This window comes from Acidobacteriota bacterium (assembly GCA_039028635.1).
Classification (GTDB): Bacteria; Acidobacteriota; Thermoanaerobaculia; order Multivoradales; family JBCCEF01; genus JBCCEF01.
The window spans coordinates 1-24,924 of sequence record JBCCHV010000081.1; the positions used below are offsets into that span (position 1 = coordinate 1).

The window sequence follows — 24,924 nt, forward strand, 5'->3', positions numbered from 1 at the left end:
CTGCGGTCCAATCGCACAGACATTCGGCGATGAAAAAGTGAAAGATGCGCAACAGAAAAAGTCCAGGATAGGCTACACAAAAAAGTCAAGATCGGCTATGGTCTGCGTACCGTGTCTTGAAACATCGTTGAAACTAGCGCAAAACTCAAAGACACCACCCCCACGTCCCTTCCTCCGCCCACTCCTTCCCGCCGAAACCTGGTCCGGCGAGAACCCGGCGTGCTCCGTTCCGGCTCTGTAGGGACGGACCCCCCATGCGGGTGGCGTGGGGGCGCCCCGCCGGCGCCGCGGCGGGCCGGACCTGCCCCGACCTGCCGCTACTCGCCGGCGGCAAATCGATGGGTGGCCGGATGACCTCCCGCGCCGCCGCGGCCGCTCCTCTCGAGGCGGTGCGCGGCCTGGTGTTCTTCGGCTTCCCGCTTCATCCGGCGGGCCGACCGGGCACCGAGCGGGGCGATCACCTGGCGCAGGTCACGGTGCCGATGCTGTTTCTCCAGGGGGATCGCGACAAGCTCGCCGACCTCGAGCTCCTCGAGCCCATCTGCCGGCGCCTCGGGGACCGCGCCGCGCTCTACGTCAGCGCCGGTGCCGACCACTCTTTCCATGTCCTGAAGCGCTCCGGCCGCAGCGACGACGAGGTGCTCGACGAGATCACCGGCGAGCTGCAGCGCTGGGCCGAAGGTCTAATCTGAGGTGGTTTCGGCCGAGTCTTCGCGCTCGGCTCGGCGCTCGTAGACCTCGAAGCTGACGGCGTGGTCGTTGCGCTCGTCGGCGGCCACCTGGCTGCGGGAGAGCAGCTTCCAGCGGTCTTCGTCCCAGGCGGGAAAGCAGACGTCGCCCACGACTTCGGCGTGCACCCGGGTCAGGTAGAGGCGGTCCGCCAGCTCGAGGGTCTGGCGGTAGATCTCGCCACCGCCGACGACGAAGACTTCGTCGTCACCGGCGCGCCGAGCCACCTCCAGGGCCTGCGGGATCGACTCCACCAGCACCACGCCCGACGGCACCTGCGGCCGCGAGCGGCTGATCACCACCATCACCCGCCCCGGCAGGGGGCGCCCGATGGACTCCCAGGTCTTGCGCCCCATCACCAGGTGATGGCCCATGGTGAGCTCCTTGAAGCGGCGCAAATCGGCCGACAGACGCCACGGCAGGTCGTTGCCGCGACCGATGACTCCGTTCGCGGCCACCGCCACCAGCAGAGAAACCCTCAAACGGCGACCTCGGCCTTGATGTGCGGGTGTGGGTCATAGCCCGAGAGCGTGATGTGCTCGTACTCGAAGTCGAAGATCGAGCCCACCGACGGGTCGAGGGTCACCGTCGGCAGCGGTCGCGGCTCACGAGTGAGCTGCAGCCGGGCCTGGTCGAGGTGGTTGCTGTAGAGGTGGGCATCGCCGAGGGTGAGCACGAAGTCGCCGACCTCGAGATCGCACACCTGGGCGACCATCAGGGTGAGCAAGCTGTAGGAGGCGATGTTGAAGGGCACCCCCAGGAAGACGTCCGCGCTGCGCATGTAGAGCTGGCACGACAGTCGCCCTTCGGCGACCCAGAATTGGAACAGCGTGTGGCAGGGCGGCAGCTTCATGCGCGGCACTTCGGCGACGTTCCAGGCGCTCACCAGGTGGCGCCGGGAGTCGGGATTGGCGCGGATCTGGGCGATCACCTCGGTGATCTGGTCGATGGTTTCGCCGCCGGGCGTCGGCCAGGCGCGCCACTGTGAGCCGTAGACCGGGCCGAGCTCACCGTTGTCGTCCGCCCACTCGTTCCAGATCGAGACGCCGTTCTCCTGCAGGTAGCGCACGTTGGTGTCACCCCGCAGGAACCACAGCAGCTCGTAGACCACCGAGCGAAAATGCACCTTCTTGGTGGTGAGGAGGGGAAAGCCCTGGCGCAGATCGCAGCGCAACTGGTGGCCGAACAGGCTCAGCGTGCCGGTGCCGGTGCGATCCCCTTTGACCGTTCCCTGGTCGAGGATCAAGCGCATCAGGTCGAGGTAGGACTTCATGGTCGTGGCAGCCCCGGAAGTTTCGGCGTCAAACCGCGGGCAGCCTACTGACCACCCCCGGAGGTGTCAAACCGCTCCCCAGGTGCCGCACCAACGTCGCCCGCGATCCCGCACCAACGTCGCTCGCGACCCCGCGCCGCTGGCCCACGAAGTGTCCGTTCGGACCGCTCCTCCGGCCCGGCGGTCAGACGAAGGCCGCGAAGAGCCTCAAGGCACGGCGGCAGACCAAGCGGACGTGTTGCCGCTCTCGAACCCATCCGAAAACGTCGGGCTGAGACACGGCTGACCGTAAAGCGCCAGACAGGCCGCGCTGTCGTCGTCATTGAGGCGGGCGCCCCGCAGGTCGGGATGGAGGACGGCTCGCATGAGGGCGCCGACAACGAGCGGAGTATCGCAAGGGCCACTTCCGGAATCGCCGCACGAGTGACCGATGCCCAGGGTATGACCGAGCTCATGAGCGAATAGCTGCTCCGCCATGCGCCGCGGAATGGCGCTGTTGGTGAGATAGCACTCGATCCCGACGTTGGTGACGACATCGGCTCCGGCGATGGTTCGAAACTCCTGTCCATCGACGACGTGAGTGTCGGTGCTGATCCAAGGACCGCCGATGGCCAGAACTCCTCCCGCGACGCAATCGTACTCGGCACCGAAACCCGGATTGTCGTTGGGATCTCCGAAGACGAAGCCGTTGACGCCGTCGAAGGTGGTCAAACCACCGGTCGCGGTGGTGGTGGCCGTGGCATCGAGGGCGTAGCGAACGATCGACGGAGGTTGGCTCCAGGCCGCCGCCGCGATCGCCACGGCGTCGGTGGTTTGAGCCAAGGTCAGTCCTGGCTGACCGTCGAGATGGACCCGCCAAGACACCACCTGCTGACTGTCGAAGACCGGCCAGCGGAGGTTCAAGCCACCGTTCTCGAACAAAGTGAAGGCGGCAGAATGACTCCTCGGGCCCTTTTCCCGCTCGAGCTCTGCGGAAGGGGGCAGCAGGTAGTCCGCCGTGGTCTCGATGCCTCCGACCCGAGCGACGATCCAGTCGACGAAGGCGTCGGCCTGGCGAGGCCCTCGCTCGAGATCTCGTCGAGGCGCGGTCCGCACCTCGGCCATCTCCCCGAGGTCCCGCACCCAGGCGCGCTCGCCCTCGACCCATCGCTCGTGGAAGGTGCCCAGAGCGAGGTGCAGCAGATTCCAGCGCTCGCTGTCACCGGCGGCCAGAAACAGCAGGACCCGCTCCCCGGCAGCGAGCCTGGGCGCCCCGAAGACGTGAAGGCTGAGGCCATCGTTCCGTTCGCCCCCGGGGAGCCGCACGATCAGAGGCTCCTCCAACGGAGCACCCTTGAGCACCCGATCGACACGGATCTCGACATCGGTGCAGGGGGCATCGCCGCGCAAGCAGGAGCGGCGAGCGACGACTTCACCGCTGACGATCAGGGTCGCCGCGGAGACGAGATCGTCATCCGAAACGGCGACGAAGGATGTGGCTCCAGCCGGAGCCACCATCACCAGGGTGGCAAGTAGGATCCAGGACAAGCAAGGCCGGCATCGCATGGGTTTCGAGACCTCCTCCCGCACTTGAATGGGTGATTTGTTGATCCACCCTGCAAGTGGGCGCGCGGCGCGCGGAGGTTTATGCGATGTTCGATCCGGTCCGGGCTTCTGCTCCGGTTCTCTCGGCGAAGCGGTCGGGCTAGCAGGCTGCTGAAAATCCTGCGATTGGCGGATTCTCCTGGGCTCGTCTAGTCGCCCTCCCAATCCCAGAAGAAGTCCTTGTTGCCGAGTTCCTCTTCCTCGACCGCCGGCAGGGTGCCCTGCTCGCGGCGGATCTCCTGCACCTGAAGCTCGAGGTCGGCGGTTTCCTGGTCCCAGAAATCGGGGGCGGCGAACTGCGGCCAGGTGGCGGGAAAGATCGGATCGTGCCAGCGGCGCGCCAGCCAGACCGCATAGTGGACCAAGCGCAGGCCGCGCAGCGGCTCGATCAATCGCAGCGTCGAGCGGTCGAAGATGCGGAAGCGCTCGTAGCCTTCGAGGAAGGCCTCGCGTTGGCGACGAGCGTAGTCGTCGCGGCCGGGAAGGGCCAGCCAGAGGTCCTGCACCGCCGGGCCGACGGTCATGTCGTCGAAGTCGAGGAGGTTGAGCACGCCGTCGCGGTCGAGCACATTGCCGAGGTGGAGGTCGCCGTGGAGGCGATGGACCGGCACTCCGACGAGGCGCTCGTCGAGCACCTGGGCAATCTCCCGCGCCGCCCCGAAGTAGCGCTCTCGCAGGCGCTCGGGCAGAGTTTCGTGCTCTTCGAGCCAGTCGAGATTGGCGCGAATGAAGTGGTCGGCGTCGAGGCGCAGCCGGTGCGGAGCATCGTTCTGGACCGCCACCGTGTGCAGTCGACCGACCAGCATGCCGAGGCGCTCGGCGGCGGCATCGCTGAGCTCGTCCGGCGCTCGCCCACCGCGCCGCTCGGCCAGGCTGTAGAAGATGCCATCCTGCTCCTTGAGGGTGGAGCCGTCCGGAAACCGGCGCACCGGGCAGACCGAGATCTCGGCCGCCTCGAGCTCCATCAGGAAGGCATGCTCCTCGAGGATCTGGGCCTCGTTCCAGCGTCCCGGACGGTAGAACTTGGCGATGATGCGAGTGCGATCCTCGAGCTCGACCTCGTAAACCCGGTTCTCGAAGGAATTGAGCGGGTAGCAGACGGCGTTGCAATGCATGCCGGCAGCCTCGACCGCCTGCAGCACTTTTTCCGGGGTGAGCTTGAGAAACAGATCGTTCATCGGTCTCGTACCTCGTTACAGGATGTTGGCGCTGCCGGAGGATCCCTCAGGCCGGCCTTCGGCGCAAGTCCCGGCGGCCCTCGTCGGCGGCGACGGCAGGCGGCGGCACCCGACAGAGATCTCGTCATGAGCAAGCTCCCCACCCCCCTGATCCTGTTCGATGGCCACTGCCACCTGTGCGACGGCACCGTCGATCGCCTGCTGAGTCTCGACCGCCGCCGGCGCCTGACCTTCGCACCGCTACAGGGCTCGACGGCGGATGACCTGCGCCAGCGGGGCCTGCTGCCGGATGGCGTCGACAGCGTGATTCTGGTCGAGGACGGAGAACGGGTCTCGACCTACTCGGACGCGGTCTTGGGGGCGCTCGTCGGTCTCGGCGGCCTGTGGCGCGGCGCCACCCTCTTCCGCCTGCTGCCGCGCTTTCTGCGCGATCCGCTCTACCGCTGGGTGGCCCGTAACCGCTATCGTTGGTTCGGACGGCGGGACACTTGCCGCCTGCCGAGCCCACAGGAAAGGGAGCGATTTCTGCCATGACCGTCAGCATGCACGGCGACACCACCCCGGAGCGCCTTCCCCACCGCCTCGACGCTCGCGAGGTGCGAGTCCTCGGCGCCCTGCTCGAGAAGGAGCAGGCGACCCCCGACCACTACCCGCTGACGGTCAACGCCCTGGTTCAGGCCTGCAACCAAAAGAGCAATCGCCAACCGGTGATGCGGCTCAGCGAAGGCGAGGTTCGCGACGCCCTCGAACGCCTGTTCCAGCACGTCCTGGTGTGGAAGAGCGAGGGTGCGCGCGCCGTCCGCTGGCGCCACGCCGTCGACCGCCGCTGGCAGCTGACACCGCCGACCAAGGCGGTTCTCACCCTGCTCTTGCTGCGCGGGCCGCAGACCGTCGGCGAGTTGCGCGGCCGCAGCGATCGGCTGCACGCCTTCACCAGCGTCAGCGAAGTAGACGACACCCTCGCCACCCTGGCGAGCGGGCGCGAGCCGCTGGTGCGCCAGCTACCCAGGGGACCCGGCCAGAAAGAGAGTCGCTGGGTGCACCTGGTGGGAGAGGACGAGGAGGTCGCCGATACCGAGGGGACGGCTGCGGCCGCCCCGGAGGCGCCGGGAGCGCCCCCCGAGCCCGACCGCCTGGCGCGCCTCGAGCAGCGGGTGGCCGACCTCGAAGCCCGCCTCGAGGAGCTCAGCCAGCGCTTCCCGAGCTCCTGAGCCGCACTCCGGACCAAGAGCTCCGGCCATGAAAAAAGCCCTCGGAATTCCGAGGGCTCCTCTCGTTCCTCGGTGCCCGCAGACACCGACCGGCCAATGGCCTAACCGTCGCTACCCTCGATGCTGAGCAGCTCGACCTCGAACAGCAGGGTCGCACCGGGGCCGATGCGCGGTGGGCTGCCGCGCTCACCGTAGGCGAGGTCCGACGGAATCGCCAGCTTGTACTTCGAGCCGACGTTCATGAGCTGCAGCGCTTCGGTCCAGCCCTTGATCACTCCCGAGACCGGGAACGTGGCGGGCTGGCCGCGATCGTGGGAGCTGTCGAACTTGGTGCCGTCGATCAGCGTGCCGGTGTAGTGCACGGAAACCCGATCGTCGGCCGACGGCGAAGCGCCTTCGCCCGCGGTGACGACCTCGTACTGCAGGCCGCTGTCGGTCACGGTGACGCCATCGCGGGCCTTGTTCTCGGCCAGGTAGGCTTCCCCTTCGGCCTGGTTCTTCTCGGCCTCTTCCTTCGCCTTGGCCTGCTGCTTGGCGATCATCTCCTGCTGGAACTCTTGCATCGCCGTCTGCATCTCCTCGTCCGTCAGCAGGGTCGTGCCGCCCTCGGCCATGGCATCGGCGATGCCGCGGATCAGGTAGTCGAGGTTGAGATCGACGCCCTGCTGGGCCATCCCGCGGCCCATGTTCATGCCAATGCTGTAGCTCGCCTTGTCCTCGAGGGACTCCGGCTTGGCGAGCTCCGTATCGGCCGCCTCCTGGGCGCAGGCGGAAACCGCCCAGGCCAGGCAGACAATCGCTATCAATAGGGGAAGTTTCTTCATGATGTCTCCAATTCGAGAGGTCGGGTCGAAGCTTTCGCTCCTTCGGCTGAAGGCGCGAAAAGGCAGGCCTACGAGAAGCCGTAGTCTATATCAGTCGATCGATCCGTAGGCATCCCTGCCCTGCGGCCCGGCGATTCGGAGGCCGACCGCCAGGCTCTCAGGGCGTCGCTAGCAGGTTGCTGAAAAACTCATCGGCAACCTGCTTCCGGGCCCGAGAGGGCCCGGCGGCGGGGCAGCCGCCGCGACGGGAGAGGAGGCCCAAGAACCGCGCTTCTTGAGCCGGAGCGGGACGCGCAGTCAGGGGCGCGTAGCCCCTCTCCGAAAATACAGCTAGCAGCGCTGGAAAAGCCGCAAGGCGAACTTTTTCAGCTGCCTGCTAGCTGCTCGACGGTCCAGGTCCCGATGAGCTTGCCCCCCTGGGGCCGCCCCAGCGGATCCTCGAGCTGCGCCTCCCAGTCGCCGGCTCCCCGGCCGGCGTCCAGAATTCCCTTCATGAAGCCCTTGAAGGGCACCGGGTAGAGACCGGCCCGGCCATCCCCTTCGAAGGTCGCATAGAAGGCGCTGCCCTCGATCCGCCCCTCCATTTCGGCCACGAAGGGCTGCCCCTCGACGGTCTCGCCTTCGAGGCGCCCTTCGAGGGCGGTCCCGCGGGCGTTGATTCGGAACTCCACCACGCCGGCCACGCTGCCGTCGAAGGTCCCGCCCCAAGCCCCGCGGTTGGGTGAGCTACAGGCCGCCAGCGCGCCGAGCCACAGCAGGGCGAAGGCAGCCGTGATCCATCGCTTCATGATTCCAGCCTCCCCCAGAGCATACGCAACCTCAGACCATGGCGTCGGAGCCGACCTCCGGGTGACGGCGCATGTAGTCGACGAGGCGGCTGAGGTAAGTGGGCAGAGGCGGCACGGCGATGCCGCTGTCGGCGAGATCGGCGCGGGTCTGGGTCGAGGTGTAGTGGGTCGGGTGGACGAAGTAGTCCACCGAGCTCGATGGAATCTGCAGGATGCGGCCGACCAAGGGCGCATAGTCGATCGCCGCCTTGGCGGCGAACAGCGGCAGCGGCAGGCGGACCAGCTTGCGGCGGGTGGCCAGGGCGACCTCGTCGAGGAGCTCGTCGACGGTCAATGGCTCCGGGTCGGCGAGCTGATAGACCTTGCCGGCCGAGGCCTCGAGACCGCTGAGCTCGGTGATCGCATCGATTATGAAGTCGCGGGGCACCAGATTGACCCGCGTCCGGTTGGGGTCACCGACCACCGGCAGCACCGCCAGCCAGGGCTGGCGCATCACCCAGCGCATGGCGTAGTAGGGGCCGTCGAACTTCTGGGTCTCGCCGGTGCGGCTGTCACCAACCACGATGGCGGGACGATAGACCGTCGCCGGCAGTCCGCCGGCCATGCGCTCCTGCACTTCGACCTCGGCGAGGAACTTGGTTTCCTCGTAGAAGTTGTTGAATTTCTGGCCTTTGTCGAGATTGCGCTCCGAATAGATCCCGGCGTAGCGGCCGGAGACGTAGCAGGTGCTGACGTAATGGAGCCGCTCGAGGCCAGAGCAGCCCTCGGCGAAGTCGAGCACGTAGAGAGTGCCATCGACGTTGACTCGCATGCCGACCTCCCGGCGCACGCTGAGGTCGTAGACGGCGGCGAGGTGGTAGATCTCCCGAACTTCGCCGGCAAGGCGCTTCAGGGTGGCCTTGTCGAGACCCAGATCGGAGCGGGTGATATCCCCTTCGATCAGCTCGATGCGGCCGGCGAGAGCCTCATCGACGGCCTCGATCTCGGCCACCTTCTCGGCCGCCAGGTCGGCGAACTTCGCCTGAATCAGGCAGACCGCCTTCGCCTCCGGATCCCGCGCCACCACTCGCGGCAGCAGGCTCGCGCCAAGAAACCCAGGAAACCCGGTGAAGAAGATCGTGCCCATGACTCGGCTCCTTTCAATGCCCTCGCCGGAATCGTCTTCCGGCCCTGTGAGGGCATCAAAATGCCACAGGCGACGAGCTTCGTCAAGGCGCGGCAATGCCTACCGCAGCGCGGCGATCAGCCAGCGCCGGGGCGCACCAGAACACGACCTTCCACTCCCACCAGCCGGACCTCGACGTCCGCCGGCAGCTCGTCCGTCTGGATGCTGAGGCGGTAGAAGCCGGCGAGGGTTCGCGCCAGCCGCCGCACCACCTGGCCGGTGAAGATGTGGGTGCGCTCATAGGTTCCGCCGGTGTCGGCGGCGACCCGCTGCAGACCGACCTCGAGGGTGTGGAAGTCGGCGTCGGTGATGTCGAGCACGAAGACCGTGGTGCGGGCGCGTTCGAGGGCTTGGACAGCCGGACCGTAATCCTGTCCCATGCTGACGCCGCGGCCATCGAAGCGGCCCAGGCTCCAACCGAGGTAGACCATCGCCTTCTCGCCGGGCAGCGCCTCCAGGGCCTCGGCCACCAACCGCAGGGCAGTCTCCGGGCGTGCCGCATCGAGGGCCGCCTGGCGATCCCAGTGGTCTGCGAGACCGGGGCCGGTGGTCCTGCGACCGGACGGCTTGGCGCTGAAGCGCACCGAGCGCTCGACGGCGTCGAACACAGCACTGCGGTCGTGGGTCAGGTCCTGCCACAGCTTGAGGTGGGAGTCGAAGGAAACCACCGCGGCGCGATCCGCCGCCGGCAGCAGATCGAGCATGGCGCGGACCTGCGGCAGGATCCGGAGATGGCCGACGGTGCGCACGGCGTGCATGTCGGGCTGCACGAAGAAGATGATCGACTGCCCTTCTCCGGACTCGCCGTCGGCGCCGCCGAGATCGCGCCGGCGCGGCGCCGAGGGCGGGGTTGCGTCCGCGGCCCTGCCAGGAGGGGAGGACGCGATCCAATCGACCGCCACCACCGGCAGGTTTTGGCGCTCGCGACGCCGGCCGGTGGTGACCTCGAAGTGCTCCGGGGCGAGGTTTTCGAGCGCGACGCCGCGCGAATCGACGACCCGCACCGCCAGGCTCCGCAGAGCCACCTCGACGGTCTCGCCGAAGGCTGCCGTCGGCGGCACGAAGGCCGGACCCTCGATCGTCCCTTCGCCGGATCGCCAGCTCACCAGCCAGCGCCGCGGGGCGCTGCCGGTGCCGAAGCGGGCAACCTCGATCTTCTCAAGCTGCTGGTCCGCGACGCCGATCCACAGGCGCGTTTCGAGATCCCCCGCCAGACGTCCCCAGGTGAGAATCCAGCACTCCCCCACGGCACAGTCTTCGGGACCATCGACGGTCGCCGCCTCTGGCGGCTGGAGCGCCTCGCTGCCGTCGGCGAGCCAGGCCGGCAGCAGAAAGAGATCGGGCCCGGCGGCGGCATCGAGGCGCTGGAGCGCCGCCGACAACGACGAGACCGAGTCCTGCCGGTCGTCCACCGAGGACCAGCGATAGGCGCCGGCATCGTCGCGCCACAGCACCACTCGCTCGCCATCGGGTTGCTCGAGGGCGAAGCGGTACGCTCCGTCCGCCCCGGTGGTCACCTCCCAGCGCCAGAGATCGCCCTCGCTCAGCACCTCACCGCGCCAGCCTGCCTCGGCGGCCCGACCGAGGGATTCCTCGAGGGCGGCGCGCAGCTGCGCCGAGGTCGGCCGATCGGCGGCCGCGGCCGCCGGGTCGAAGGTTGCCGGACCGATCGTTCCCGGAAGCGCCCACAGGATCGCCAGGAGAAGGAGCTTTCGCACCCCTCCAGGGTAGCAGCGCCGACCCGCCGGCGGCGGTCGATTGCGGGAGAGCAGGTGGCGACCGAGGGAGGGCCGCGGGCCCCCTGGAAAGGCGAGGATTCGCCTGCTAGGCTTCGCCACGGACGTCCGGGGAGGGCGTTTCCAGAGGCCGAAGAGGGCGAGGTGACCAAGATGTCCGACGACAAACAGTACTGGCTGATGAAGGTCGAACCGGAGGCCTACTCCATCGACGACCTGGCGAGGGACGGCACCACCACCTGGGAAGGGGTGCGCAACTACCAAGCGCGCAACTTCATGCGCGACAAGATGCGCCTCGGCGATGGCGTGCTGTTCTACGCCTCCAACTCGAAGCCCTCCGGCGTCGTCGGGCTCGCCGAGGTCAGCCGCGAGGGCTATCCCGATTCCTTCGCCTTCGACCCCGACCACAAGTACTTCGACGCCAAGAGCGATCCCGAGAGCCCGACCTGGATCATGGTCGACATCGCCTTCGTCGAGAAATTCCCCGCCACCGTGGCGCTGGCCACCCTCAAGCAGACCGAGGGGCTGGAAGAGATGCTGGTCATCCGCCGCGGTCAGCGGTTGTCGATTCAACCGGTGACGGAGCAGGAGTTCGCAATCGTCAGCGCCCTCGGCCGCAACCAGGAGGCGGGCTCGTGAGCCCACCGGGAGACGAAGAAGGTCAGGACTTTGGTGCCATCCTGGCGGAGTTCGAGCGCAGCCAGAAGGGCACCGGCAAGAAGGCGAAGGGGCCCCAGCGCGGCGACAAGGTCACCGGTACCCTGCTCTCCATCGGCCGCGAGTCGGCCTTCGTCGAGCTCGGCGGCAAGAGCGAGGCGATCGTCGCCCTCGAAGAGCTCTTCGACGAGGACGGCGCCCTCGACTACGCCGAAGGCGACGAGGTCACCGGCACCATCACCGGCGTCGACGACAGCGGCTGCTTCGTCCTCAAGGTCAAGGCCGGCCGCATTCGTGGTGGCGAGGCCGCCCTCGAAGAGCTGCGCCAGGCCGCCCAAGGCGGCCTGACGGTGATCGGCCGGGTCGACGAGCGCAACAAGGGCGGCGTCGAGGTGGAGGTCGCCGGCCAGCGGGCCTTCTGCCCCATCTCGCAGCTCGATGTGCGCTTCGTCGAAGATCCCAGCGAGTACATCGGTCGCAGTCTCGAGTTCAAGATCACGAAGTTCGAGGACAGCGGCCGGGGACGGCCCAACATCGTCCTGTCGCGGCGCGCCCTGCTCGCCGAGGCGGCGGCGGCCAAGGCCGAGGAAACGCGCGCCAAGCTGGCCGTCGGCGCGGTGCTCGATGGCACCGTCACTTCGCTGACCAGCTATGGAGCGTTCGTCGATCTCGGCGGCCTCGAGGGCCTGCTGCACATCAGCCAGATCAGCCACCGCCGACTGGAGCATCCCAAGGAGGAGCTCACCGTCGGTCAGCAGTTGCAGGTCGAGGTGCTCAAGATCGAGCCCGGAAAGGACGGCAAGGGGGAGCGCATCTCGCTGTCGCGCCGTTCCCTCGAGGCCGACCCCTGGGACGACGCCGGCGACCGCTTCCTGCCCGGCGCCATCCAGTCCGGCATCGTCCTCCGCCTCGAGAGCTTCGGAGCCTTCGTCGAGATCGCCCCCGGCTTGACCGGCCTCCTGCACGTCAGCGAGCTCGGCTCGGGCAGGCGCTTGAGCCACGCCCGGGAGGTGCTCGAGCTCGGCCAGTCGGTCGAGGTGCGGGTGCTGTCCGTCGACAGCGAGCGCCGACGAATCGCCCTGACCCTCGATGGCGGTCCGGGTCACGACGGCGGCGCCGACGAGGCCGACAGCGCCTCGCTGCCGCGTTCGACCGGCGGCCTGGGCTCGCTGGGCGACTTCTTCGGCGATCGGAAAGACGACTGACGCCATGGCGAAGGCGCGCCCGGAAGCACTCAGTCGCTACCTGGTCGAGGATCCAGCCGCTCTGGTGGCAGCCCTGGAGGCCAACCTCGAGCTGCGCCACGGCAAGACCACCCGTCAGCGGCGGACCTTCCTCGACACCTTCGACGGCAGCCTCTATCGCAAGGGCGCCCTGCTCGCCGCCAGCCGCCGCGGCAAGGGTTGGGAGCTCACCTGGAGCGAGCGCGGCCGGGGGCCCCGGGCAAGCGCCAGTTGCGAGCGCCTGCCGACCTTCGCTGACACCCTGCCGGCCGGTCCCATCGCCGCCGGCCTGGCCACCGTCGTGGGCATCCGGAGCCTGTTGCCGATCGCCGAGATTCAAGGGCGAGTCCGTCACCTCGAGGTGCTCGACAAGCGGCGCAAGATCGTCGCTCGCCTGAGTCTCGCCGAGTACGACCCCAAGGACGCCGCCACCTCCCTCCTGCGCCTCGAGCCGGTCAAGGGTTACGGCGCTGCCGCGGCGACCCTGCGAGCCCTTCTCGCCGGCCTCGAGGGGGTCTCCGAGACGCACGACGGCGAGCTCGAACGGGCCTGTGCCGCCGCCGGCCGGCCGGTCGGAGTCGACCCCTCCGAGTTTCGACCGCGATTCGGCGCCTCGGACGACACCGGCGAGGCGATTCGCCAGGCCCTCGGCCGGCTGCTCGAGATCGTGCGGATCCATCGCGACGGCACCGTGCGCGATCTCGACTCGGAGTTTCTCCACGACCTGCGGGTGGCGGTGCGGCGCGCGCGGTCGATCCTGAGCCTGCTGCGCGACTATCTCCCGAAAAGGCCGCGCCAGCGCCTCGCCGCCGAGCTCAAATGGCTGGGCGGAGTCACCGGCCCAACCCGCGACCTCGACGTCTACCTGCTCAAGCTCGACGACTACCGAGCCCCCCTGTCGGCGCCTGTCCAAGGTCAGCTCGATCCCCTCCTCGAGCTCCTCGCCAAGCGCCGGCGGCAGGAGCAAAAGCGACTCGCCCGGGCGCTTCGGTCGCAACGCTTCGAGGCCCTTCTCGAGCGCTGGCAGGACTTCTGCGAGGAGCCCCGGAAAGAGCCCGAAACGGCCAGTCTCGAGGTCCGCGAGACCGCCGGTCGCCTGCTCCGCAAGGCGCGCAAGCGGCTGCTTCGCAAGGGACGGGCGATCAGCGACGAATCGCCCGACGAGGCCCTCCATCGGCTGCGCATCGACGGCAAGAAGCTGCGCTACCTCCTCGAGCTCTTCCGCAGCCTCTTCCCGGCGAGTGACATGAAGCGAGTCCTGCGCGCCCTCAAAGGGCTGCAGGACGTTCTCGGCGATTTCAACGACCTGTGCGTCCACCAGCAGGCCATCGCCGAGCTCGCCGCCGAGCTCGACGATGCCAACGCCCTGATGGCCACCGGCCGACTGATCGAGCATCTCGCGGCCCGCGCCGAAGGCGAGCGTCAGCGCTTTGCGGAGCGCTTCGCGGACCTCGACTCACCACGCCTCGACGAAATCTTTCGTCGCTTCGAAGGACGGGGGGCGAAATGAAGATCTTCGCCTGCTACAGCATCAAGGGCGGCGTCGGCAAGACCGCGGCGGCGGTCAACCTGGCCTGGCAGTCCGCAAACGGCGGCGCCCGAACGCTGATCTGGGACCTCGATCCCCAGGCCGCCAGCACCTTCTACTTCCGCATCGCCGCCAAGGTGAAGGGAGGAGGCAAGAAGCTGGTCCGCGGCAAGACCGAGATCGACCCCCTGATTCGGGGCACCGACTTCCTGGGGCTCGACCTCCTGCCGGGCGACTTCTCCTACCGCAAGATGGATGCGGCCCTCGAGAGCACCAGCAAACCGGCGCGCCAGCTCGCCCGCCTGCTCGAGCCGCTGGCGGACGAGTACGATCACCTGATCCTCGACTGTGCCCCGAGCATCTCGCGCACCTCCGAGAGCATCTTCGTGGCCGCCGATGCCCTGCTGGTGCCGACGATTCCGACGCCGCTCTCCCTGCGCACCCTCGAGCAGCTCGCCAACCACCTGCGCAAGAAGGGCCCCAAGCGCCTGCGGCTGATGCCCTTCTTCTCGATGGTCGACCGCCGCAAGTCGCTCCATCGCGAGATCGTCGCCAACGCCGACAAACGCTTTCTGCGCACCGCCATTCCGTTCTCGACGCTGGTCGAGCGGATGGGCATTCACCGCGCTCCCCTGGGGGCCTACGCCCCCCGCTGCGAGCCCGCCCTGGCCTACGAGGCCCTGTGGCGAGAAGCCCTGGCGCGGTTCTAGGCCGACTCACTCGTCGGATTTCCGCTGCCAGGTCGGCTATCACTGAATCTGCTGCGTTATCCGCCGGCTGCACTGCTCGCGGTAGGTCCAGTACGACTGGGTCGCGGCGCCGCCGGCTGGCTTGCATCTTCGGCGGTCTGCGATCTCTCGCCGGGAGGCCTCGAGAGAGAGTCGGGCTAGCCCTCTTCGTCCTCCTCGCCACCGCCGCCAGCGCCACCACCTCGCCCCACCCGGCGGTCCGCCGGGGCCCACCGCCGCCGTGGGTGGAAGTACCGGCGCCCGTAACCGACGCAGGGACCGACCAAGCGACCGGTGAAAGTCGTCTGCGCCTCATCGACCGACAGATCCACCTGCCGGCGGCCGGCTCCGTCGAGTCCTACATCGATCGCCAGATCCATCTCGCCAGTGACGGCGATGTCGACGTCTGGGGTTCCTGGGAAGTCGCCTTCCAGCCCAGCTACCAACGCATCGAGCTGCACCGCCTCGAGGTCCTGCGTCAGGGGCGATGGGACGACCGTCTCGCCGGCAGTCGCCTGGCGGTGATCCAGCGCGAAGACGACCTACGCCACCAGATCCTGGACCAACGCCACCTCCTGGTCATCCTGGTGGACGACCTGCGACCGCTGGACACGCTGCGTCTCGCCTACACCATCTTTGGCCAGAACCCGGTCTTCGGCGGCAAGTTCTTCGAACGGCTGCCGCTGCGCTTCCACCTGCCGATCGACGAATTTCGGGTTCACGTCCATGGCGCCGAGGGACGGCCGCTGCGTTGGCAAGTCTTCGATCCGAAGGCCGACGCCGCGGAGGCGGCGCCCAGGCAGGTCGCCCAGGTCGGGGAGCTCTCGTCCCAGGACATCCGCTGGCAGGGCCAGGACCTCGAAGCTTCCGAGGACTGGTGGTTCAGCATGTCGGACGTCCCGATGCTCGAGGTCTCCGAGTTCGCCGACTGGCAGGCGGTGGCGCGTTGGGCCGCGCCGCTCTATCGCTCGCGGGAAAGGCCTGCGGAGCTCCGCCGCCTGGCCGACGAGATCCGCCAGCTCCACGCCACGCCGGGCGCTCGCCTGGTGGCAGCGCGGAACTGGGTTCAGGACGAGATTCGCTACCTCGCTCTCGCCCTCGGCAACCACTCCCAGGAGCCCTACGCAACCCCCGAAATTTTGCGCCGCCGCTACGGCGACTGCAAGGACAAGACGGCGCTACTGATCTCCCTGCTCGACGACCTCGAGATTGCCGCCTGGCCGGCCCTGGTACACAGCGAGCGGCGCGCCGCCATTCGGCATCAGGTGCCCTCACCGGCGGCCTTCGACCATGCCATCGTGACGGCGGAAGTCGCGGGCGAGCGGATCTTCATCGATCCGACCCTCACCCACCAGGGCGGGCAGAAGGCGGCGGACATCCACCACCCGTCCTTCGGCCGAGTCCTCGAAGTTCGTCCCGACACCACCGCCTTGAGCGAGATCCCGCCGCCCCCGGGGGGCCGCATCGACTCGACCTACCGCTACACCATTCAGCACGGCGAAGGCAGCTCGACGGTGGTCATCGAAACCGCCCACCAGGGCGTCCATGCGGAGGGCCTCCGCCGCCAGCTCGCCTCCTCCTCCCGACAGCAGATTCAAGAGAACTACCTCGAGTTCTACAACCGCTCTCCGCACCGCGTCAGCCCTCGCGCCGATCTCGAGCTGACGGACGACCGCTCGGCCAACCGAATCTTCGTCCGCGAGCATTACGAGGTCACTCGCGACGACCCGGATCAGTACTTCTTCGAGGCCCTGCCGCTGGTCGCCCAAACCCAGCTCTCCTACTCGGAAGGGGCCTCCGAGGTCGACTTGCCGCACCCCCTCCACCTGGAGGAGCATGTCGTCCTCATCGGCGCCTCCGGAGACCTCGAGCCAATTGCCGAGGAAATTTCGAATCCCTGGTTTCGCTTCAGCGTTTCGTCGCTGCGCCTCGCCAACGGACTGCGTCTCGACTACCACCTCGAAACCGTCTCGGCGCAGGTCGAGGGCTCCGAAATCGCGACCTACGAGAAGGACCTCGACCGCTTCTACGACTCCCTCGGCTATCGCCTGTGGATCTCCGAAGAAGAGGGCGAGGGTGAAACTATGCCCGCCAAGACTCTGGTCGTCGGGGCCTTGGCGGTCTTCACCACGATCGTCGGCGGCGCCGTCCTGCTGGGAGCCCTCGCGGCCTTCCTATGGTTCCTGGTGGAGCGTTCCCGCCACCGTCCCTGACCCCACCACCGCTGACCCCACCACCACCGGCGCGCCGATCAGCCGCCGCTACCGACCAGGCTCACGAGGACATCCGATCCGGCGTTGCTCACCACCCTCAGGGAGGCCGTCCGGCGGCCGGCCGCGGTGGGTAGGAAGCGGATGCCGACGGTGCAGTCGGCACCCGGCGCAAGAAAGGCGGCACCGGCACAGGACCCCGGCACGAGCCGGAACTCGGAGGCCTGGGGACCTTCGAGGCGCAGGTCCGAGATCACCAGCCGGCCGCTGCCGGGATTGCGAATCTCGAGATCGCGGATCGCCCCGCGCTGCCCCACCCCGACGGCACCGGCGTCGAGTCGTCGAGGAAAGACCTCGAGCTCCGGCTCCGGGGGTCGGAGGACTTCGGCGGAGAGGGCCAGGCGCCGCGGCGCCCCGGCGTTGGTGACGACTTCCAGGGACCCTGAGGCGAGGCCTTCGCGGCGCCCTTCGAAGGCCATCCGAAGGCGGCAGGACTGCCCCGCAGGCAACACCGACGGACAGTCGCTGCCGACCTCCTCGAAGCCCGCGCCGCGGAGCCGTGTCGAGCGCACTTCGAGGGCGGCGCGGCCGAGGTTCGACAAGCGAACCGCAAGCTCTCGCCGCTGTCCCACGAGGACTTCTCCGAAGCTCAGCGGATCCGGCGTCAGACCCAGCGAGGGAGCCGCACCGACGCCGCGCAGGGGCAGCTCGAGAGGCGTCCCCGGCATCGCCTCCAGCGCCTTCAAGACGGACCGCTGGAGTCCCTCCGCCCGCGGTTCGAAGCGCACCGCGAGGCGGCAGCTCTCCGCCGGCTCCAGGGTACGTCCGCTACAACCGTCCTCCGCGAGGGCGAAGGCTCCACGGTCGTCACCGCCCAACGTCAGCGCCAGGCTCACCGCTGCCTCGCCGCCATTGCGGAGCTCGACCGACTGCGCCTCGGCAGCACCCCCGATGGCGGTCTCGCCAAAGTCGAGCTCGGCCGGCGACACGGTGACCAAAGCCGCTACACCGCGGCCCTTGAGCGGTAGCCAAGGACCCTCCGAGCGCTCGTCGATCGACACCCGCAGAGGAGTCGCGGCATCCCCCGCCTCGTCCGGCTCGAAAGCCACCATCACAACACAGGCATCGGCCGGTTCGAGGGTCCGCCCACTGCACTCGTCCTGGGTCAGGGAGAAGGCGTCGCCGGCAGTGGCCAGACGGACCGCGGCGATCGTCACCGCCTGCCGACCGCCCTGGATCAGGCGCACCTCGCGGCTCACCGCGCCGCCGCCGATGGTGGTGTTTCCGAAGTCGACCTCGTCGCTCGAGAAGCGCAGCCCTCCCGCCGCTTCGGCGGAGCCCTGGAGCCAGATCAAGGGCGGCGCCTCGACGGCGTTACTGGTCACCCGTAGGCTCGCCCGCAGGGGACCTGCGATACGTGGTGACAAGGAAACCTCGAGGGCGCAGACCTCGCCCGCCGCCAGGGTACGGCCGCGGCAATCCCGGTCGGCGAGGCCGAACTCACCGGCGGCGGTGCCTTCGAGCAGCACCGACTGCACCTCGAGATCACCGACGCCACGATTGCTCAGGGTGACGCGCACCGGCGCCGCGGTCGTTCCCACCGCCACCACCCCGAAGTCGACCCGCGCCGGCTCGACGCCGATTCGCGGTGCGACGCCGGTGCCGACGACGGCCAAGGAAAGGGGGCTGTTGGCGGCGCTGCCGGTGATCTCGACCAGCGCCTGACGTTGGCCCGCCTCCCGCGGCCGCAGGGAGACCTCGAAGCGACATTCCTGCTGGGCCGCAAGACGGCTTCCGGAACAGCCGTCGCCATCGATCACGAACTCGTCGCTGGCGCTCGCGACGGAGGCCACGGCGACGGCGCGCCCACCGTCGTTGCGCAAACTGACCGTCTGCCCTTCGCCCCGCTGGCCGACGGCCACCTCGCCGAGCTCGAGGAGCGCGCTGTCGGCGCGCAGCAGGCCGGCCCCTCCCCAAGGTCCCCAGCGATAGAAGGCCACCGCACCGAGGATCAGCAGCAGCAGCGCGAGGGGCCAAAGGACACGGCCCCAGCGACGGCGGTGCGAAGGGGAAGGACCGCGAGGCGCCACCACCGGCGGACGGGTCGCGGCCGGGGCCGGCTCCGGAGCTGCGTCGGCCTCGTCGCCCCCCAAGGGCAAGTCCATCAGATCGTGGAAGGGTTTTTTGTCGGACGACACGTCGAGCGCTACCTCGCGGCGGAGAGACGCCTCATCGAAGATGCGGCGATGGCGGCAGAACCGCCGGTTCGCGGATCATGGAGGGGCGGCGTCGCAATCCTGCGGCAACCCGGACCGGCGCCTGTAGCGACGCCGACCATGGCGAAAGAATAGCAGGGCCCCGACAACTCGACCGCGGTCTGGAACCTGGCGCCATGGACTCCCGTAGGGTGGGTCGGAAGGAGGAAGCAACATGAACAAGCACACCCCGATTCTCGGTATCTTCTACGTTGTCGCTGGCCTGATGTTGTTGCTGCCGGCGCTGCTGATATTCGTCGCCACCGTCGGCGCCGGCCTGATCTCCGGCGACGCCACGGCCTTCGCCATCACCGCCGGAGTCGGCACCCTGATCGCCCTCGGCCTCGCCTTCTTCGGAATCCCGACCCTGATCGCCGGCTTCGCCTTGCTCGCGGAACGTCCCTGGGCACCGACCCTGGCGATGATCGTCGCCGTCGCCCACTTCTTCAATCCGCCCTTCGGCACGGCGCTGGCGATCTACACCTGGTGGGCCTTCTGGCCGCGCCAGGAGCCGACCGGGAGTCTCGCACCGGCCGTCTGAGCCCCAGCGGCGACGGGCCCTGGTCGCGGCCAGGCCAGGTCCCGTCGCCGGCGCCGCTCGCGTTACAATGGCGTCTCCCCTAGAACCTCGGAGAACGCCGTCATGATTCGCACGATCCTGCCAGCCGTCGCCCTGTTGTCGATCCTCATCGGCCCGCTCGCTACCGCCGAAGACGCCAAAGAATGGCTGGTGGTGGGATACGTCGCCGGTGACCCGGCAGAGGAGAACACCTGCGTGACGGTTTTCGACGACGGTCACGCGGCCTACACCTACGGCGAGGAAACGACGCCCCGCCTCAAGCTCGGCAGGAAGGCCCTGGCGGCCCTCGAAGGCCTCGACAAGGAGGAGATCCTGGCCGAGGCCGCCAAGCTCGCCCCCCTCCTCGAGGGGCGGGATGACGTTGCCATGTATGCGCTCTGCTTCGACGGCGTCTGTCACGATTTTCCGCGCTATCTCGCCGACGACGAGGGCGGCGAGGCTCTCAGCCCCGAGATGCGGCAGGTCCTCACCGAGCTCGATGGAGTGTTCTGGGCCGCCTTTCGCGGCGACTATCGGCAGCGCTTCCTGCCGCGACCGCCGCGCCACAACGCCGGCGAGTCGCAGTAGAGGCACCCCTCCCAGCGCTTCATTCGAAGAGCTCGAGGACCAGATCCGGGTCCTGAGCCATCTGCTCCGCCAGCAGGCGGTCGAAACGTCCTTCGAGGCGCACCACGTCGAGCTCGTCGCCGGCTCGAGCGATGACGAAGAGCTGCCGCGGCCGACCCCGCTCGTCGGCCCGCAGGTAGACCCAAGCATCGTCGTCGCCGTCGCGGCTGCGGGCGACGAGATTCCAGCCGTGGCTCGCCAGGCGGCGCTCGAAGGCCGGCGTGGCCGACCCCCCGCCCTCGGCGACGCGATAGGAAGAAACGTCGATGCGCCGAATGTGGCCCAGACCCGAGGCCTCGCCTTCGTCCTCGGCCAGGGCCAGCACTCCTCGCACCAGGGCCATGGTCACCGGGCCCAGACGAAGATGTTGGACCCGTTCGTAGTGGCCACTCGGAAAGAGATCGGCGGCGACCTGCGGACCGGTCGGCGCGCTGCCGCAGCCGGTGACCAGCAGGAGGAGCCAGGCGGCACCGGCGGCGAAGGCCCAGGACGAGCGCCTCACGGCGTCTCCTCGGAGCTCGGGTCCTCGACCGGAATCTCATCCAGACCGGGGATGTCGAAGCGCCCGGCGAGGGCACCGAGACGCTGCGGATCGACCCGGCCGACGACGTTCACCAGCACCGCCTCGTCGTCCTCGCCTGCAGCCACCAAGGTCAAGCCGACAAAATCCTTGCCGTCCTGCTTGAGATAGATGTAGGTCTGGTCCCTGCCGTCGCGCATTCGAACGATCGCCTGCCAACCGTTGTCGTCGAGCCACTCCCTGGCCCGATCGACCCGCCGACCGACGCCGTCGGCGATCGGTCCGACGTGGACCCGAATCGCCAGCAGACCCGCGACCATGTCCGAAAACTCGGGATCTTCTTGTCTGGTCGCCCCGGCGACCAGGGCGAGGAGCGGTCCCGTCAGGTTGATCTCGAGACTCAGGGTGTCGCGCGGCATGAGCGCGAGCTCATCCAGCGGAACGTAGCCGGGATGTTCTTCGAGGATCGGCTCCTGGGCGGCCAGGGTGAAGGCCCCGGTCAGCAGCAGGGCGATGCCGAGGATCGCGATTTTCTTGCCCATGGTCAGATCTCCTCTTCAGCTTCCGGCGGCGGCAAGGCGCGACGCCAGCCCTCTCGCACGGGTGCCACCACCCGTTCCCGAATCACCCCGTCGCGCAGCTCGCGACCGGTCTTCCGCCCGGCCTCGGCGATATAGGCGAAGGCCAATCGGGCCTCGTGCTCGGCGCGCGCCACCTCGACCGCCGTCGGCGTCGCCGGCGGCCGCTCGAGGCCGACCATCAAGGCGAGCAGTGCCGCCAATCCCGCCGCCCAGGGCAACCAAGGCCGAACCTGCGGGGTCGCCCGCGTCACCGGCACCGGCGACGGCACCTGCGTTCGTACCGTCGCCGGTAGGTCGAGCATGGGCAGCCGGCGCAGCTCGCGCTGCAGCTCCCCGGCCAAGGCCACTTCGCGACGACAGCGGCGGCAGCCCACCAGATGGGCCCGCAGCAGCAGCTCCCGGTCGTCGTCGAGCTCACCGTCGACGAATGCCTCGATCTGCTCGTCCCAAGGAGAACAGGTTCCCCCGGATTCATGCGGTGACATCAGCATAGACCTCCCTCAGGCGCTCGCGCAGACGGCGGCGACCGCGGTGGATGTGGACCTTGACGGTGTTCAAGGGCTGGCCGAGGGCGGCACTGATCTCCTGGTAGGACAACCCCTGCACCTCACGCAGAATGACGGCGCTTCGGTAGGGCTCGTCGAGCTCGGCCAAGGCGGTCCGCAGCTCCCGGCGCAGCCCCTTGTTGCGGGTCACCGCTTCGGGATCCGCCTGCGGAGCTCGCAGCCGTTCGCCGCCCTCCTCCGTTTCGAGCGGGACTTTCTCGCCTCCGACCCGACGATGGCGCAGGAGATCGATACAGGCATTGCGAGTCACCCGCAAGATCCAAGGCAAGCGGCCCTGGGGCTCGATCTCGCGGCCCCGTCGCCAGAAGCGCACCAGCACGTCCTGGGTCACCTCTTCGGCCTCCTCACGGCTCGCCAGGGTGTAAAAGGCGAGACTGAACACCCGGCGCCGGTAGTCGTCGTAGACCATGTCCTCGCTCTCGACCATCCCACCGCCAACAACGGGAGCGGTAGCGAAAAGTTACAGCGCGACGGAGGCTTGCGCCACTACCAGACAGCGCCGATAGGTGATGTCGAAGATTTCCGATAGCTGCACAGCTTGACAAGCACCTAATCGCTTCGTAGCCTGTATTCAAGTATTCCTTATCTTCGATTTCTTCAGGAAATCGTCTATCACTCGCGGAGCGCGTGCTCCGTCCCACCTCCCTCGTGGAGTCAACCTCGTTCCAAAGGAGGACAACCCATGCGACTTTCGAATGGCCTCTCGAAAGCGATTCTCGGACTGATCGCCGTCTTGGCCCTGCTCGCCCTGCCGCTGGCGGCCGAGAAGGCACCGGAGGCGGAAACCCCGCCGCCGACGAAGCTCGCCACGCCATCGACTTTTTCCGCCTCCGGCATGATCGCCCACATCGATCCGGAGACCGGAGAGCTGCGTCAGCCGACGCCGGAAGAGGCGGCGCGCCTGCGCGATGCCATGGCCGCCCTGCGCCAGAACTTCGAGAACCGGGTCGGCCGAGCCCACACCATCGTGGAGCACGCCAACGGCATGATCTCCGCCGAGCTCGATCCGGCCCTGCACGAGTTCTCGGTGGTGAGCGTCAATCCCGATGGCTCCCTGAGCCACGAGTGCGTCAAGGGCGAGGAGAAGGCCACCGCCGTCGTCCTGTCGCACTCGGCACCGGCACCGCAGGAGGAGCAATAGCATGAAGCTCAACCGCTGGCTGGCCGTCCTTGCCGCCCTCGCCACCACCCTCCTGTTCACTGCTCCGGCCTTCGGCGGCGCCACCGTCACGGTGGTCGGAATCGATCCTCCAGGGGTCGGCCTGAATGATCCGACGCCGGCGACGCCGATCGGGGGCAACCCCGGTGTCACCCTCGGTGAGCAGCGCCAGATCGCCTATCAGTTCGCCGCCAACATCTGGGGTGCCACCCTGGAGAGCGACGTCGAGATCTTCGTGCTGGCATCCTTCACGCCGCTGACCTGCGCCCCGACCAGCGCCGTCCTCGGCTCCGCCGGAACCACCTTCGTGTTCTCGGACTTCGCCGCCGACGCTCGTGCCAACACCTGGTATCACTCCTCCCTGGCGGACAAAATCAACGGCGCCGACCTCAATCCCGGCTTCGGCGACATCATCTCGCGCTTCAACTCCCTGATCGACGACGATCCGACCTGCCTCGGCGGGCGCGGCTGGTACTACGGCCTCGACAACGATGCCGGCAACGGCGTCGACTTCCTCAACGTCATCCTGCACGAGATGTCCCACGGCCTGGGCTTCTCCAACTTCACCAACGAGGCCACCGGCGCCTTCTTCCAGGGCCGTGACGACATCTACTCGGTGTTCACCCGCGACAACACGGCGGACCTCACTTGGGTCGAGATGGCGACCGACGCCGAGCGCGTCGCGTCGGCGATCAACGACGGCAACGTGGTGTGGACCGGTGAGGAGGTCAACTCCCGCGCCGACCGCTTTCTCGGCAACCGTCCGACCGTCGATGCCGGGGCCCTCGGGACCTTCGGCGCCCAGGCGGCGGCCTTTGGGCCGGCCCTCACCCTCGGCGGCACCACCGGTTCGGTAGTGCTCGCCGACGATGGCGTCGATCCGCGGACCGATGCCTGCGAGGCGATCACCAACGATCTCACCGGCGCCATCGCGTTGATCGATCGCGGCGGCTGCGGCTTCACCACCAAGGTGGCCAACGCCGAAGCGGCGGGCGCCATCGGCGCGATCGTCGCCAACAACGTCGCCGGCGGCCCGGCGCCGATGGGCGGGGCCGATCCAGGCATCGGGATTCCCTCGGTCGGCATCACCCTCGATCAGGGCGACCTGATCAAGGCCAACCTGCCGGGCGTCACCGTCACCCTCGGTCTCGACCCCAACCTGCTGTCCGGTGCCGATGACGACGGCCGGGTGCGTCTCTACGCGCCGACCACCGTCTCCCTCGGCTCGTCGATCTCCCACTGGGACACGGTGGCCTCCCCGAACCTGTTGATGGAGCCGTTCATCAATGCCGATCTCGAAGGCGCCATGACCACCGACCTGACGCCCTTCCAACTGGTCGATGTCGGCTGGAGTCTGATGGATGCCGACGGTGACGGCGTGGGCGACATCGAAGACGCCTGTCTGCCCTCGGACATCGGTGACACGGTGGTCATCGGCACCTGCGATTCGGGCGTCGACAACACCATCTTCGCCAACGGCTGCTCGATCGCCGATGAGCTCACCGCCTGCTCCGACGCGGCCAGCAATCCGTTCCAGTACCTGCGCTGCTCGCTGCGCTTCCTGATCCATCTCAAGCTGAGTCGAGAGATCGACGGCCGCGAGTTCGCCTACCTGCTGCGCTGCGTCATCCGCAACCTGCACAACCACTAGAACGGTCTCGCCTCGGGAATCTTCTCGAGGCCGCACAACCGAGGGCCGGTGCCGAGCACCGGCCCTTTTTGTATCCCGCAGCCTTGGCCCCCGGGCGCGACCAGCGATTGCGGTTATGATCGCTAGCAGGTTGCTGAAAAACTCATCGGCAACCTGCTTCCGGGCCCGGAAG

General features: G+C 68.2%; 25 protein-coding genes. 12 read left to right on the forward strand and 13 right to left on the reverse strand.

The genetic code is table 11. From position 1 onward, the window contains the following. Window positions 1-254: 254 nt before the first annotated feature. On the forward strand, window positions 255-692 hold the full coding sequence (locus tag AAF604_23040; GenBank protein ID MEM7052558.1) for an alpha/beta family hydrolase: 438 nt from the start codon (window positions 255-257) through the stop codon (window positions 690-692). On the opposite strand, the gene AAF604_23045 is transcribed toward AAF604_23040, so the two are convergent. The 4 genes from AAF604_23045 to AAF604_23060 form a co-directional block, all read right to left on the reverse strand. Then, the gene (locus tag AAF604_23045) at window positions 684-1,211 is read right to left on the reverse strand and encodes a dihydrofolate reductase (GenBank protein ID MEM7052559.1); all 528 of its coding nucleotides are present in this window, start codon (window positions 1,209-1,211) and stop codon (window positions 684-686) included. The two genes, AAF604_23040 and AAF604_23045, sit on opposite strands and share 9 nt — an antisense overlap. Further along, window positions 1,208-2,002, reverse strand: coding sequence for a thymidylate synthase (locus tag AAF604_23050; protein ID MEM7052560.1), 795 nt, complete (start codon window positions 2,000-2,002; stop codon window positions 1,208-1,210). Before AAF604_23050 ends, AAF604_23045 begins: the two co-directional genes overlap by 4 nt. A 207-nt stretch (window positions 2,003-2,209) precedes the next feature. Continuing rightward, window positions 2,210-3,529: a hypothetical protein gene (locus AAF604_23055; GenBank protein MEM7052561.1), complete on the reverse strand. Its 1,320-nt coding sequence runs from the start codon at window positions 3,527-3,529 to the stop codon at window positions 2,210-2,212. 206 nt (window positions 3,530-3,735) lie between these two features. Beyond that, window positions 3,736-4,764, reverse strand: a complete 1,029-nt coding sequence (locus tag AAF604_23060; protein MEM7052562.1) for a serine/threonine protein kinase — start codon at window positions 4,762-4,764, stop codon at window positions 3,736-3,738. A gap of 126 nt (window positions 4,765-4,890) precedes the next feature. Between AAF604_23060 and AAF604_23065 the strand changes: the two genes are divergently transcribed. Together AAF604_23065 and AAF604_23070 are read left to right on the forward strand one after the other, a co-directional pair. After that, window positions 4,891-5,298: a DCC1-like thiol-disulfide oxidoreductase family protein gene (locus AAF604_23065; protein ID MEM7052563.1), complete on the forward strand. Its 408-nt coding sequence runs from the start codon at window positions 4,891-4,893 to the stop codon at window positions 5,296-5,298. Further along, complete coding sequence (locus tag AAF604_23070) at window positions 5,295-5,975, forward strand: YceH family protein (GenBank protein ID MEM7052564.1); 681 nt, start codon at window positions 5,295-5,297, stop codon at window positions 5,973-5,975. The genes AAF604_23065 and AAF604_23070 overlap by 4 nt, the downstream gene beginning before the upstream one ends. Window positions 5,976-6,076: 101 nt before the next feature. Here AAF604_23070 and AAF604_23075 read toward each other — a convergent pair whose 3' ends face one another. From AAF604_23075 to AAF604_23090, 4 genes are all read right to left on the reverse strand, one after another. After that, window positions 6,077-6,799, reverse strand: coding sequence for an FKBP-type peptidyl-prolyl cis-trans isomerase (locus AAF604_23075; protein ID MEM7052565.1), 723 nt, complete (start codon window positions 6,797-6,799; stop codon window positions 6,077-6,079). Between the two features lie 365 nt (window positions 6,800-7,164). Beyond that, window positions 7,165-7,587: a hypothetical protein gene (locus AAF604_23080; protein ID MEM7052566.1), complete on the reverse strand. Its 423-nt coding sequence runs from the start codon at window positions 7,585-7,587 to the stop codon at window positions 7,165-7,167. A gap of 31 nt (window positions 7,588-7,618) precedes the next feature. Beyond that, window positions 7,619-8,713, reverse strand: coding sequence for an SDR family oxidoreductase (locus tag AAF604_23085; protein MEM7052567.1), 1,095 nt, complete (start codon window positions 8,711-8,713; stop codon window positions 7,619-7,621). A gap of 116 nt (window positions 8,714-8,829) precedes the next feature. Next, window positions 8,830-10,470 carry a hypothetical protein gene (locus tag AAF604_23090; GenBank protein ID MEM7052568.1) on the reverse strand — a complete coding sequence of 547 codons (1,641 nt, stop codon included), beginning with the start codon at window positions 10,468-10,470 and terminating at the stop codon, window positions 8,830-8,832. Window positions 10,471-10,641: 171 nt separating this feature from the next. On the opposite strand from AAF604_23090, the gene AAF604_23095 reads away from it, so the two are divergent. The 5 genes from AAF604_23095 (at window position 10,642) to AAF604_23115 (ending at window position 16,837) form a co-directional block, all read left to right on the forward strand. Beyond that, on the forward strand, window positions 10,642-11,127 hold the full coding sequence (locus tag AAF604_23095) for an EVE domain-containing protein (GenBank protein ID MEM7052569.1): 486 nt from the start codon (window positions 10,642-10,644) through the stop codon (window positions 11,125-11,127). Next, window positions 11,124-12,350: a S1 RNA-binding domain-containing protein gene (locus AAF604_23100; GenBank protein MEM7052570.1), complete on the forward strand. Its 1,227-nt coding sequence runs from the start codon at window positions 11,124-11,126 to the stop codon at window positions 12,348-12,350. Before AAF604_23095 ends, AAF604_23100 begins: the two co-directional genes overlap by 4 nt. Window positions 12,351-12,354: 4 nt before the next feature. Beyond that, the gene (locus AAF604_23105) at window positions 12,355-13,878 is read left to right on the forward strand and encodes a CHAD domain-containing protein (protein MEM7052571.1); all 1,524 of its coding nucleotides are present in this window, start codon (window positions 12,355-12,357) and stop codon (window positions 13,876-13,878) included. Further along, the gene (locus AAF604_23110) at window positions 13,875-14,606 is read left to right on the forward strand and encodes a ParA family protein (GenBank protein MEM7052572.1); all 732 of its coding nucleotides are present in this window, start codon (window positions 13,875-13,877) and stop codon (window positions 14,604-14,606) included. The genes AAF604_23105 and AAF604_23110 overlap by 4 nt, the downstream gene beginning before the upstream one ends. A gap of 263 nt (window positions 14,607-14,869) precedes the next feature. After that, entirely contained in the window at window positions 14,870-16,837 is a 1,968-nt protein-coding gene (locus tag AAF604_23115) for a DUF3857 and transglutaminase domain-containing protein (GenBank protein ID MEM7052573.1), read from the forward strand. A 38-nt stretch (window positions 16,838-16,875) separates the two neighbouring features. Here AAF604_23115 and AAF604_23120 read toward each other — a convergent pair whose 3' ends face one another. Next, the gene (locus tag AAF604_23120; protein MEM7052574.1) at window positions 16,876-19,032 is read right to left on the reverse strand and encodes a choice-of-anchor D domain-containing protein; all 2,157 of its coding nucleotides are present in this window, start codon (window positions 19,030-19,032) and stop codon (window positions 16,876-16,878) included. A 232-nt stretch (window positions 19,033-19,264) separates the two neighbouring features. On the opposite strand from AAF604_23120, the gene AAF604_23125 reads away from it, so the two are divergent. Together AAF604_23125 and AAF604_23130 are read left to right on the forward strand one after the other, a co-directional pair. Then, window positions 19,265-19,630 (forward strand): hypothetical protein, encoded by a 366-nt coding sequence (locus AAF604_23125; GenBank protein MEM7052575.1) that lies wholly within the window; start codon window positions 19,265-19,267, stop codon window positions 19,628-19,630. A 102-nt stretch (window positions 19,631-19,732) separates the two neighbouring features. After that, a complete protein-coding gene (locus tag AAF604_23130) occupies window positions 19,733-20,236 on the forward strand; it encodes a hypothetical protein (protein MEM7052576.1) in 504 nt (167 codons plus the stop codon). A gap of 19 nt (window positions 20,237-20,255) precedes the next feature. Here the strand turns inward: AAF604_23130 and AAF604_23135 are convergent, their stop codons facing one another. Genes AAF604_23135 through AAF604_23150 form a run of 4 tightly spaced genes read right to left on the reverse strand, consistent with a single transcriptional unit; the run spans window position 20,256 to window position 22,369 of the window. After that, window positions 20,256-20,777, reverse strand: coding sequence for a DUF4252 domain-containing protein (locus AAF604_23135; protein MEM7052577.1), 522 nt, complete (start codon window positions 20,775-20,777; stop codon window positions 20,256-20,258). Beyond that, the gene (locus tag AAF604_23140) at window positions 20,774-21,337 is read right to left on the reverse strand and encodes a DUF4252 domain-containing protein (protein ID MEM7052578.1); all 564 of its coding nucleotides are present in this window, start codon (window positions 21,335-21,337) and stop codon (window positions 20,774-20,776) included. The genes AAF604_23135 and AAF604_23140 overlap by 4 nt, the downstream gene beginning before the upstream one ends. A gap of 2 nt (window positions 21,338-21,339) precedes the next feature. Continuing rightward, entirely contained in the window at window positions 21,340-21,861 is a 522-nt protein-coding gene (locus AAF604_23145; GenBank protein MEM7052579.1) for a zf-HC2 domain-containing protein, read from the reverse strand. Beyond that, window positions 21,848-22,369, reverse strand: a complete 522-nt coding sequence (locus AAF604_23150) for a sigma-70 family RNA polymerase sigma factor (protein MEM7052580.1) — start codon at window positions 22,367-22,369, stop codon at window positions 21,848-21,850. Before AAF604_23150 ends, AAF604_23145 begins: the two co-directional genes overlap by 14 nt. A 255-nt stretch (window positions 22,370-22,624) precedes the next feature. On the opposite strand from AAF604_23150, the gene AAF604_23155 reads away from it, so the two are divergent. Together AAF604_23155 and AAF604_23160 are read left to right on the forward strand one after the other, a co-directional pair. Continuing rightward, complete coding sequence (locus AAF604_23155) at window positions 22,625-23,083, forward strand: hypothetical protein (protein MEM7052581.1); 459 nt, start codon at window positions 22,625-22,627, stop codon at window positions 23,081-23,083. 1 nt (window position 23,084) lies between these two features. After that, window positions 23,085-24,752, forward strand: coding sequence for a PA domain-containing protein (locus AAF604_23160; GenBank protein ID MEM7052582.1), 1,668 nt, complete (start codon window positions 23,085-23,087; stop codon window positions 24,750-24,752). Window positions 24,753-24,924: the final 172 nt, after the last annotated feature.